Source organism: Bacillus sp. 7_6_55CFAA_CT2, assembly GCF_000238655.1.
GTDB lineage: Bacteria > Bacillota > Bacilli > Bacillales > Bacillaceae_G > Bacillus_A > Bacillus_A cereus.
On record NZ_JH414708.1, the window covers coordinates 1,340,083 to 1,353,827 of the forward strand.

Sequence of the window (13,745 nt, forward strand, 5' to 3'; positions counted from 1 at the left end):
ATTTATTAGGAGGGTATTATGGAAGATATTAAAAGAGTACCTATTAAAAACAGGGTGTTAATACCCGATTATGAATCAGCAGAAGATTTTGGTGAAATTAGAATAGAAAATCAAACTGAACGTGCAGCGTTTAAATACAGACAAAGTGCAATAGCTCAAACATATAATGAATTAACGAAAGATAATCGTATAAGTTCGTTAGGTATTTGGGAGTTGGCTCGTACTCCAAATAGTTTTAATGTAAATGCTCAACAAGCATTAGACCCTTTTATAAAATTAAAAAATGAAGACAATGTAGTATTCTTTGATATAGAAGCAATTGGAACGCCTGAACACATGAGAAGTAGTAAAGGATTAGACCTATTTGCTATGACTGGGTTATCTTTTGGTGGAACTAAGTTTAATGGAAAAGACTTTGTTAAAAAGAACGGGGCTATTCTTTCAATGGCAGTCGCTCCTGAAAAGGATGCGTATTCCCAATTAAAACAGCAAATTAATAAATTAAAGCAAAATCCGATCATGTCAGTTTCACAAGACATACATCGTATATTACTGGATCTAACTAAATATTCTGATGAAAGTAAATTTAAGCGTGCAACAAGTAATGGGAAATCCTATATGTCTCTATTAGGGCATTCACGTGTTCTTCCTACAGACACGGCTTTTACAAGAAATACAATAGAAGTAATTGAACGTGGTCTTAATAACCTGTTTCATAAAGGGACAAAACTTGAAGATGCCTTATCTATTTTTCAAGGCTATATTATGTCTAGTAATGCAAAATTAGGAGGATATAATATCCATCACTACGATTTACCAGCCATTCTTGGAATAATAAAGGACACAAGTACAAAAAAATTCTTTGCAGATGCAGCGAAAAGTTCACTAGACTTTTTTCATGGATACTCTGCAACAGTTGAAAATCCATATTCATTAACTGGTGCTAGTTTACGTCAAGAACATATTTACCAAGCTATTTTAGCGAAAAGGAAAATTAAAGCGGGTAAAGTAGCAATTGAAGGGAAAAGCCCTTCATATCTATATCATTTAGCAAAAAATGATATTCAAGCAAATATTGATATTGCTGGGTTTACTCACAAAAAAATCAAATCATTTATTGAGGGAGCAGAAAAGTCTGCTACTTATGATTTTTCTTCATCAGCAATAAAGAAAAATACTCTAGAAATAGGTAAGGAATTATTTTCTTATCAAAGAGGTTACTTTGACAAAGATAAACACAAATACAATCTTGTGGGTGAAATTGGTGAAAATAAGGAAAGCATAGTACCTCGGTTAGAAAATTTAAAGACATTACTCCCTTCAAATGAAACCTTCGTAATTCAAGAATTCCTCAAAGATGTAGCGTTAACAGGTGCAGATAAAAAAGGTTTTGGCGTAAGGCTTGATTCTAAAGATATAAAGGGGAAAGTCCTTTTATTAATGTCCGAAACGCAGGAGGGATTAGCACAGCAAATTCATAGTTCTTTCATGCCAATGGATGATGCAATTTCTAGAAATTTGCGTGACTTAAAGATAAAATTTGACGCTTCTTTTCGTGAATATGAACGAATGTTCGACACTAATGGATGGAATAAAATGAAGGAGTACTATCACTATCTAGATAAAGCGGGTAGTGTTGAAGAAGATTTTGACTGGAGATTACACATTATCAAAAATGGTGGGACAGAAGAATTAGCTATGAAATTCCCTTATATGGTCGCACGATTAGAGGGAGAAAGAGATGTCTGGAGAACAGCTATTAGTACTCTCAAAGATTCAGGATTAAATGACGAACAGAAGTTAATTGCACTGCGCCACATTAAAAATAAGTTAGATGAGAAAGGAGATAATAAAGCTCAAGTAACTGCTAAAGGAAATAAATTTTTTAATTTTAATTTTGATAAAGAAGACAATACAATATTTAATGCAAAAGACACGAATTCAATTAAAGCTTTTTTCAGTTCTTATATTAACGACAGAAGAGGGAATTGTATTGGGGATCTGGAAAAGTCATATAAGTTAGCTCGTATTGATGAATTGCAAAAAATAATCATTAATAATTTCAAAATTTCACAAGATAGAAAAGCCTCTAATGATGTGAAATATCTTGTGAATCAGATGAAGAAGGAAGTTATGTCGGGAAATAAAACTGAAATAGCTCTGATTGAGATGTCAAACCTCGTTCGTGAAAAGATAGAAAACATGGGTACAGACAATTTTGTTCGTGAAGTAACCAATCAGATGACAGATAGCCGTGTAACTGCAATTAAAGGTTTGATGAAGCATCTACCAAATGTTATGCGTGAAAGTATTGAAAATGCTCGTTCATACAAAAATGCTAACGAATTATTAAACGGTAATAGTTCATTAAAGAAATTTTTAAAAGAGCAAGATAACCGTATTAAGAGATTATTTGAGAAAAAATTTGGTACACATGGAATAAATGATCTAAACGTAATTAGTAAGACAAGCGGTATGGCTGCTAAGTACGAAGAACTTGTTGATAAAATCATGTCAGCTTACAGCGAATACTTCAACACTCAAATTCGATTTATGGACGGTGGTAATCCTATACTTATCTTAGCTAGTAAGAAGAGTATTATGGATTTAAGTAAAGTAAAGACATATGAAGAATTGGTTCGAAACCCTAGATTAGCAACTATTGAGCTTCCATCCTTTGATAAGAACATGAAGGTGAAATACGGTGGAAACCAAAAAGCTTCTGTTATTCGTTCTGGTATTGGTGTAAAAGGTGCTTATCATAGTACATCGGTAACAGATGCTCTTAATATGATTCTTGATTATTCTAAGAGAGCCAAAGAGCTGTCTGAGAGAGCTGAAAGTATAGGTGGCAATAATGCATTTGTTCAAATAAGACAAGGGCTACGTTACCGTATTGGAAGACAAATAAATTCAGTGCCTACTGATGCAAGTCGTAAATTACACTTTGATAATGGGGAAATGTTTGATAGCAAATCGGTTATGAGTGACGAATTCCTTTCAAGCAAATGGGATATCACAGGATATGCAGAGTCATGGTATCGTGCAAATTCTAAACGATTAGGAATTAGTGCTTCTGCCGACATTATTGCTCAAAATGCAATTGAAAAAGGAATTACATTCTTTGAAGCGATGGGACAGAGGGCAAAAGATTACGCTATTGCCGGAGAACTTCTTGATTTTGCAAAAGGTGCTTCTGGACTAAAAGGAAGTTTGGTTGGGATTAATAACCGGTCAGCTTCAAAAGAGCTTGTTGGGACTACAAATGTAAACGCTCGTACTTACATGGCATTAGGTAACTACTATGCTAAAACAATAGAGAGTCCACATAAGCTAATCAATTACCGAAAGGTAGACCACGAAGTTGCATCAAAAGTGTTACGTAACTTGGGTAAAAATCAATCGTTCCGTACAAAAAATAGTTTTATTTCATCAGCTTTATTCAAAGCTCTTGATGATGCAAATGAGGTTCGTGGTATTACAATGCAAACTGGTTATATGACGAGTGAAGAAATTGCATTAAAGCTGGAAGATGCTAACACTATTATGAAATATAAGAGTATGATTGACACAGCTCAATTAAAAAAACAAATCTCTCCTGTAGAAGCAAGACAAATGAAGGAGTCTTTAGACATAAGGATGCTTTCTAATAGTGAAGGTTACGCATTTATGGATTACAAGTTAATGAAGGCTTTTGATGGAATGGATGAGGTTCGTATCAATATGAACGCCGAAAAAGTAATGTTCAACAACTATATTGAGGTAGCTATTGAAAAAGAAGCTGAAAAACAAGGTCTTGGTAATGGTTTATGGAAAGAGAAAGGAATCGCTTTTAATAAACCATTAGAGATTGATATCAATTCTATGTTCAATGAGAGAAATCATCTTACTCTTGGAAAATATGAACTTAACAATATCAAAAATAAAATTATTGATAAAAAACGTTTTAAGAAAGGTGATACAGTATCTAACCTTGGCTTCAACGTAGATGACATCAATAAAAAATCGCTTGTATTAGGTAGACAACGTGAAACAGGACATGGATTTAAAGTGGTAACTGAGGGTGGTTTCCGTGCTACTATGACCCCAATGCTTGGTGATATTATGGGTGATTTATACGGCGTAGAAGGGGTAGAACAGGTGATTTCTCATCAAGTGGAAAAGGACGGTTCTACTGATTTACCGGCCTTAATCCGTGGTTACGATACTCAAATTCGTCAACAATTCAGTGGTTCTGTAATGAATAAGAAAATCACTAATGACTATGCTACTGAAGAAAGAGCGTTATCTTCATTCTATAAGGATGTTGAACAAATGCTTGGTATTAAAACAACTAATAAAGATGGCCAGTATGTAGTGGATTCTAATTTTGGTTTAAATGGAAAACAGCTAGACTATAAAGGACGTGAGGAGCTTTCATCTAAGTGGATGAGGAAGTTAGGTCTTAACCGTGAAGTATTTGCTGACATCACAATGGCCTATGAGGCTTGGGATCGTCATGGTGGAATTAATCATAGTAAGAACACGGTTAAAGAGCCTGGGGTATTAGATGATTCTGATTTTCGAACAGGGTTATATGTTCCGGGAGAATCCTCTATATATTCTAACTTTATGCATGATATGGTTTATAGTTCTAAAGTAAAGCCAGAAATTAAAGCACAACAAAAAGTATTTAATGAAATGGTTAAGTTTGTTGGTAACTATGAAAATAATTGGGAACCTAAAACAGGAGATGTAGTTATTGATTACACTCCTAATAGTACGAGGCTAATGACTGATGTAAATGCAAAGATGAAAGATGGTGTACTTCATGTAAGTAAGGATTCATTTGAAGCAATTCCACAAAAGTTTGATTATACCCAACCTTTCAATGTTGAGGATTACAGAAAAACTGTTATTAACGCTGGATTGATGGAATTTAATTTAGATCCTGGTGTTAAAGGTAAGAAAGTCCAAGAACACTTACTTAGAACAAAAGGAACGGCATACTTGAAGCTTCCAGAATTTGCAGCAAATCAATACATTCCTCTTTTGGATATTAACTCAATGAAACTACCTGGTAATGTTAATTTTATTGAGAAAACAGAATTCCTTGATACATTAAAAGGCTACTATACTTCTATTATTAGAAAAACAGAAGAGTACAATGACTTGTTTACAACAGATAAGTTTTCCGCAAGCGATACAGTGACGCGACGTGGAGTTCTAGAAACGGAAATTAATAGAGAAATTTCTCAACTTATTGCAAATTTTAGTGATTCAACTTCAAAAACGAGTAGGGTTAAGCATATTTCTGGGAATTTTAGTGGAGATAACTTAGCGGTGTTTTTAACTCCTTCTGGAATAAATGATGAGAAACAAAGAAATACTGTGGTGAATGAGATCATAAGATTGCGTGATTCTGATAAGGAAAATAACAAATTAGCAGTTGATGTAATCAATGCTTCTGAAGCATTCTTCTCAGAAAATAGTGCTGAGAACCTCACTCTTGGAAATCTATATGGTGCTGGAGCATACGAAAAAAATCGTAAAGGTACGGGTGTATATAATGACTGGAGAACAGCTAAGAATGATGAACCTGGGGTTGGTAAAGCCGAACAAGAAAAATCAATTCTAGCTCGTGCTATCTTTTCTACAATTGGCAGTATAGATAATACAAGTATGAGGATATCTGCAGAGTTTATGAAGATGACAAAATCAAAAAAAGAGCCATTCGATGAGGCAGAAGGTTCAGGTCAAAACGTAGAAGAAGTAATGGATAAAAGAATAGCTGTTGAGCCAGAATTTTTCTTGAATAAAGCAATGCCACTTCATCATACAATGCATAATGGGATGAATGAATCACTATTAGATATTGCGACTGTTGGTAAGAAAGTATTCAGTGGAAGTGCTACAAGTTTAGCTGGGATGGGGACTATAGGATTTGATGAATTATGGGCGACAAGCGCTCTAATGAAAGGTACACCAACACCAGAAGGCCTGCAAGAGATGGCACCAGTAGCACCTGAAACTTTAGGGTCCCCTACGGCCCGTATAACACCTAATCAAAATGGTGAGTACATTAACATCTCTGTAAAGGCATCAGCTAGTAAGAGAATGAATCATAATAATCTAGCAGCGATGATAAACAATGAAATCATGGCAATGTCGAATGTCAAAATGAACACGAGTGTTAACGTAAATGATAATTCGAAAAAAATTGACAGCAAGTGGTTAGAGAGCGCTATTGCAAATGCGATGAATAAGGGTTATGCATATTAATAGACAAATGAGAGTTAACATTTTGTTAGCTCTCATTTGTTTTAATACAGAAAAAGAGGTGACCAGGTTGAAAGAAAAAATATTAATTACCTCTCTAACAAGAGTTAGAAAAAATGCGCCTTGGCGTGTTGGTATATACATAAATGAAAACTACACATTTATTAATGTAGGTGACAAAGGGAATGTAACTGCAAGCCCAAGATTTAGTGTGTTCCTTTCAGAAGTCGAAAAGAAAGTATCTCGGTACCCCGTAGACATTAGTTTTTATTCAATTGAGAATAATAGAGAGATGGAAGTCATAATGATGCGTGACCAAATTGTTTATCTGGATTGTGGTTACAATTCTCATAGGCTATTATCAAATGCTCGTTTTTACTACGAAAAAAAAGTGCGCTCTAACCCATTAGAATTAGCTCAGCAAAAGGTAGAAGAAAATAGTGAATCCTTTAATGTAATGGAGAGACGTGAAGAAAAAATTGCTTCTTCAGACTACATTGCGGTTGGAAGATTAGAAAAAGTTATAGACGGTGATACAATTGATGTGAAGTTGGTAAAGTTATCTAATTTTTTATCCGATTATTTGAAAGTAGAACAAACAATTACAATTCGATATAACGGTGTAGAAACACCCGAAATATTTCAACCGGGAGCAGAGTCCTACAAAAACCCTAGAAATACTAAGTTAGGAAAAATATATGGGGTTACAATGCAGGATATGTACACGATTGGAGAAGAAGCGTATAAATACAACAAGGAAATCTTGGGGGGAGAAGCAGCTCAAAAACCACTTGTCCTTATTCATTTTGACCGTAAAAAAGGTGGAGATGCACCTTTAATGGATAAAAAAGCTGGTTTTTATATAGCTGATATTTATGCAACAAATGAGAAAAGTGCTGATATTTTGCTAGATAAGGTTAAGCAAGATGAAAAGAAAGATATAACATTTGTTCATGTAAACAAATCCCTTTTAGTAACCAAATCTGAGCAATTCCCGCATATTCCTCTCGGTCTCTATCCGTTTGAGTCTGCCAACACTTTAACAGTTCTTAATCCGTGGTATTGGATTGCTGAATTAGGTTTAAAAGCATATAGTATAGGAGTTGGTACTCCTTCAGCAGGCTCAAATAATGGAGATAGTACTCCTGATATTAGTAGTGACAAACCGTATGATGAAGACTTCAATCCTGAAACAAGCAACATCAAAGGTACAACAGGCCCAATTGATAACGCGCTAAATTTCTTTAGTCCTTACGATGATAGATTGCCTGTTTTTACAGATGGAATAAAAACAATAGATGATTTAAAAAGACATTCAAAGGTTAGGATTGGGGATGTTATCCTTACAATACCGCCTACTTCTATTGAGATAAACAAAACTTCGAATATCTCAAAAATAAAAGCACTTCGTACAAAATCCTCTGTATTAGTTAACAGTGGTCAAACACTTACTACTTTAAGTATGGATCTTTATTTCCACGATATTGAATCAATTAATGGTAAGAAATATCCGTGGAAGAAAGAATATGCAAAAGGAGAAGAAGCTAAGCACTTCTATGTCGATGGACTTAGACCATTACTTGGACAATTTTCTAAAGCGCCGTTTCTTCCAATTGATAACTACTACATTAATGATGTGTTAGGTATTCGTGATGTAGCTTTAATGAATATTGAAGTAACAACAGTCCCTAATTTCCCAGAGTCCTTAATCGCCAAGTTAACGCTTGTTGAATTTAATTCAGAAGCATACTTAATGGATAAAAGCACATTGGGAGACTCTATAAATTATCCAATGTTAAGATGGTATTATAATCAATCTCTATCGAATCGTGGAGACAAGTATCGTTTCTTCAAAGGGTTAGAAGGTCCAATTAAAAGTGATATCAAATTCACTCTTGCTGATGAAACTATCCTATCTACACGAAAGCACGCTATTGATTATATGAAAAATGCAGATTCTCCAGAGCAAAGACGAAGTGATTTAAAGACAAAGAATCAGGATTACAAAAATAAAAAAGACAGATGCATCTGTTGTTAACGAAATCTTGGATCAGTATAAACGTTATAAAGATTCTAAGTTTGAGGAAGAAATGATTATTGATGACCTTCGAAAAGGTTTTGGTGATGTTAACTATTGGTACATGGTCAAAGAACTCCAAAAGAAATACAAATTAAAAACAGAAAAAGCAGAAAATGTTCTAGTTAAAGGAGCGGAAATGTTTTCTGAAATTTATGATGGTAAATACAAAGGTTCGTTTGTCAATCTTGTTGACCAGGAAATCTTTATCCCATATCAATCTCGTGTATACTTTAAGACTCGATTTGATTGGTCGGATGTATCCGCAATACTCAATTACTATGATGAAGACCCTCCAGTGGATTATTCAGAAGAACAATACAAGGGAAAAGAAGAAAGCGGTCTTATTATCTTAAAGAAACTTAAAGATGCAGGTAACCAAAAACTTCTTGAAAGTCAATTCAAGAAGTTTTATGCAAAAGGAAAATTCTGTATTCCTGCTGAGTCTAGTGTGATAGAGACATTGAAAAAAATTGCTAATGGTACAAAAGCGATGGAAGAAGAAATAAACAAGTACGAGGATGCTTTCAATGAAAATATGAAAATTATTGAAGCTACTGAACTTGTGATTCCAATGAAAGAGTACCCAATATCTGGGGGAGTTATCCCCATTTCTATCAATGCTCGTTTCTCAAATGAGTTTAGCATGTCTAATGTTCAATCCAGTGAATCTGCAACTTTACAATTTATGGGGGGGGGAGACCCATATATTGATTTAATCTTAGAAGTTGATGAAGGTGGTGCAAGAGATTTTAATAATCTTATTGCGATTTCTGATTACTACGCTAAGACATATAATCAGGGTATTACAAACGGATATATTGGTATTGAAAACGATCTTGCACAATTATTTGGTATTCGATATGTAATGTTTGAAGGTATTTCTGTAAATACAGTTCCTAACTATCCTGGAAGATATCAAATTATGCTTCAAGGTATTGGGTTTAATAAGACACAACGTCAAAGTGAGGAACTAAAAGATTTACCTGGTAACAGTAAACATATGGATTCTGAAAAGCTAAAGGCTAATAAAATGGCATTTATGAATGACCGTTTGATTGAAGCTAGACTTCACAAACTGGAAGTTTATCCAGATATGGAACTCCCAACTTACGCTGAAATTAATGCTGTATTACCAGAGATGGATGCAGGGGTAACAGAGTATCAAAACCTAACAAAAGGAACATATCTTGACCCAGACTTCTATTTCTCTACAGGTAGCACGTTAAGACAGTTAATTGAAGAGTCATACAACGGAAATCATCAGGTAAACATGTTTGATGCTACAGGTGTAGCTGCTTATACAAGCAATATGTCTGAAAAACTGTTTGATACTACCGAAGAAGACTGGAAAAAACTTAAGGAAATGCAAGATACTGAAGGTGTAGAGCCCCTTGATTGGAAGTTTAGTTGGGGCAAAGCGTTAGAAACTGTGAAATATGATACACCAAATACATCAGCAGGAACTGTTATAGCAGATCAAAGTGGTACTGCTGCAGTAAAGAACGCAGAAGTTCAAAAGTTTTTAACAGAGAAAAAAGATGATAAATTTGCGTACGAAACCTTCCCAACTATGGAAGAATGGAAAACACTTTTCCCTGATGGTGGAAATGATTATGGTACGTTGGCTAAAGACCCTAGTGGTGATGAAGCGCTTATCTACCAAGAGCTTAATAGTTTAGTTGATAAGTATTTCAAGAAGTACTATTCAGCCCCTGAATTCATTGAAGAGTGTCGTGGAGATTTAAAAGATGCAGATTCATCTAAAAAACTGGTTTCTTATGAACCTGCAGATGCTCTTTATTCTGCAAGTTTTGAAGCAAATCGTAATAAGCTACACAATTCTGATATGACTAGTGTTACTAAGCTAATCCAAAAAGACACTATTAAATCACCGCAAAAATCAGAACGTATTAAGTCGAATGATTTCCACAAAACAGATTTAAAAATCACAAAAGAGAGATTCATGACACTTATGAAAGCATTCCTTGATAAAACAAGTCAGTGGAAGCATTTCAAAGGAACAAAACCTTCTGTAAGTAAATCCGGACGTGTAGGATTAGCTCAAGTAGATGTTTCTTCAGCCGACATGAAGGTTGATGAAGTAAAACGCTTGATGTATAACTGGAGATACAATTTACAAACAGCAGTTAAGCAACTCGCAGAACATTACGAGAAGTTGATTAAGTTAGATAAAGACTATATGAATTTTGAAGCTTATTGTCGCCCTTGGGATGGAATGTTTGCTCTATATGAAAAGCCGGATGCAACAATTAAAACGGCTAAAGACATCGAAGATAACTCTATGGCAAGCGGCGTTATGAACCGATTTAATCATTATGCGACTAAGCCATTTAATACATTTAGTGGTTACAATAAAGATGTGTATAAGACATATGCAAATTTAAGTATGGACGAGTTCATTACAATTGGTAATGGAAACAAAGATGACTATGTTGATAAACTTCTTGAACTTGAATACTATGATTTATCAGTATTAAAAGAAAATAACTTAAAAGTTGATTCTAATAAGAAAGAAATTAAGAAGGTAATGAAAGTACACCTTGAAAAAATGGATAAGGAATCATTGTACACTACTTATGAAAAACATCTGAAGTTCTTATACGAACTAAAACAGAATGATAGCATGTTTGAGAAGGTTGTAGATGGAGTTGCTGGATCGAAATATAATCCACTGAACTGGGTAACTGGTGGCAAATCTGGTGAATTTGTTGATGGTCTTACAGACAAGGTATCGGGACCTAGAGCAGACAAAAATGGTTATAAATATTCTCAAGAAATCATGAAGAAGGCTACAAAGCTTTACGAGGCAATTCGTGGTGTTAATGAAACAGCTACTGCTTCAACACAAGCCACAGATACTCGTTTGTATAATGATGTTGATCCGCGTGTACTTTATGAAGAAATGTTCTATGATTTAAGGTACCATGATCAACGTGGAAGAATGCTTCGTGCGTTCCCGGGTTTCCAGATGTTTATTATCCATGAAGGTGCTTATTTCGGGAAGTATAAATTCTGGGATAACATGTACGGATTCAATGCTATTAAAAGTATTGATGTTCACCGTTCTCGTAAAATAGCTGCAGATACAGCAGTCATCTCAATGACTAATGTTTATTCTAACTTAACAACTCGACGTACGGATGTGGACTATGTGGATCGTGAGTTGAAATTTTGGGATAATTATGTTTGGAATGAAATACCTCAAGATTTAATTGAGAAAAAAGAAAATGAAGTTAATAAGAATCTCTTCATAGAAACAGGAGCGCGTATCCATTTAAGAATGGGATATGGGTCTACAGCTAGTGCTTTACCAATTGTATTCAATGGTACGATTTCAGAACTTCAGATTGGTGACGTAATTGAAATCGTTGCTCAAGGTGACGGAATTGAATTAGGGAACGTTGTATCTGGTGATCCTGATGATAATAATGATGGATTATTCCAAGTAACTGAACCAAGAGACTTAATTTGTAGCTTTATGAGTTCAAAAGGAAGTTGGTTCAAAGACTTTATGAATGGCGTAGTGGATGAACGGCTGTTTAAAGACAATCCACTAGGAATCATGCACTTTGGTCAACCATTTGATGTAAACTCAAGTAGTTCAACCGATTCAAAACCCTTGGGTAATCTATTATGGTTCAACGATGAGTATGGAGAAGTTGCTCAAAATATATATTCTTCTAATGGAACCCCTACATTCTCACAATGGTTACATCCTAACGGCGAGCGAAATAATATTTTCGAAGATTTTAGCTGGAAACGTCTATGGGAAAATAAGTTTAAGATTTTTAACCCTGGTGATGAAGATAACATAGTTATTAAATTCTATAACAATACAGTTTGGGATATTATTCAAACAATTGCATATTCGACTCCAGACTATATGGCCGCTGTTCATCCATTTGAATTACGCTCCACATTATTCTTTGGAAAACCATATTGGCGCTGTGCATTTGATTATGATTCTCGATATGAATTTGATGTCGCAAATAAAACATGGAAAAGGTACCTTATAGGTGAGGCAAGACGACCATATATGCAAAATAAATTTTACATGTCGGCTTATGATATTATTGAAAATAATATTAAAGCTAGTGAGGATAATGTTTTCACAAATGTTATTGTGAACTATGACGGAAAACAAACGCCTGTACTGTATGCAGATGCTGATATTCGTTTTGACAAGCAAAAAACAAGAGTAGTAGAAGCAGACATTGTAGCAAAGTTTGGAGACTTTTATACCTCGGAAGTCATGGCCACATACTTCGGACACTCTACACTTAGAGATAGTATGAAAGATATGTATAAAGGAAATCTATTAGTATTAGGAGATCCTACTGCTAAACCGTATGACATGATGTATATTAATGATGAAATTAATGACATGCAAGGAAATGCTTTAATTAAATCAGTAACACATCATTTCAGTATGGAAACAGGATTCATTACTTCTATCGAACCAGATTTATTGGTAGTAAACGATGACCAAGTAATTATTGAAATGGGTAAGTGGTATGCGGGTTTTGGGCAGTCAATAGCTGCTACGCTGGCAATACGTGCTGCAGCAAATAAAGCCGGAAGAAACCTAAGCAAGTGGATCACAAAGTCTAAGAATATCCCTGCTAATGTAGGAAAATGGGTATCAACAAAAGGTTTCAGACATACTGTAAGGATGGCAAATAATAATGGGGATATGGATAAAATCCTAAAAACACTTGATGAGATCATCTCTAAAGAAGATGGTGATGTTAAAGCTCTCCAGCAGAAACTAGCAACAGAAATTGAAGAAGCAAATAAAAACTTACAAAAAGTCACAGGCAAAGTAAAAGATAAAATAAGATTTATCCAAAACACAAGTAAAAAGGCTATTTTGCAATCAGGAACAGCTTTTGCAAAGATTTTATCAAGCTCTAATGATATAGCAAAGATTGGTAAAGGAGTAGTGAATTCGCTTCGAGGAGCAGCTTCTTTCACACCACTCGGATTCATTGTTAATTCAGCAATATGGATTGGTACGGAAATGTTGTTTGAACACTATCGCCGTTTTAAGGAAAACCTTCAATGTGTTGTGGCAATGCCATTAACTTATAGAGGGAAAGAATTAACAGCAGGTATTAATAACCATGCAGGTATGATTTATGGTGATGCACCAGGTCGATATGATAAGATGTTCAATGCAACATTATTCCATGACGATGGGGATGCAGAGTTCTTCGGTAACGCATTTATAGAAATAGCTAACTTCTTTACCGATTCAGGGGGGGAAGAAGGTGTATATGCAAAAACTGAGAAAGCTCATCAACTTAATGAGTTAGCCAAGAAACAGCAATAATATAACGAAAGAAGAGGTATAGCCTCTTCTTTTTCTGTGTTAACTATAGCGAAA

1 protein-coding gene and 1 pseudogene are annotated in these 13,745 nt (G+C 34.8%); both read left to right on the plus strand.

The genetic code is table 11. The features are described 5' to 3' along the window. Positions 1-18 precede the first annotated feature (18 nt). A complete protein-coding gene (locus tag HMPREF1014_RS07090) occupies positions 19-6,261 on the plus strand; it encodes a hypothetical protein (protein WP_000389461.1) in 6,243 nt (2,080 codons plus the stop codon). A 67-nt stretch (positions 6,262-6,328) separates the two neighbouring features. Then, a pseudogene (locus tag HMPREF1014_RS07095) lies at positions 6,329-13,691 on the plus strand (nuclease). Positions 13,692-13,745: the final 54 nt, after the last annotated feature.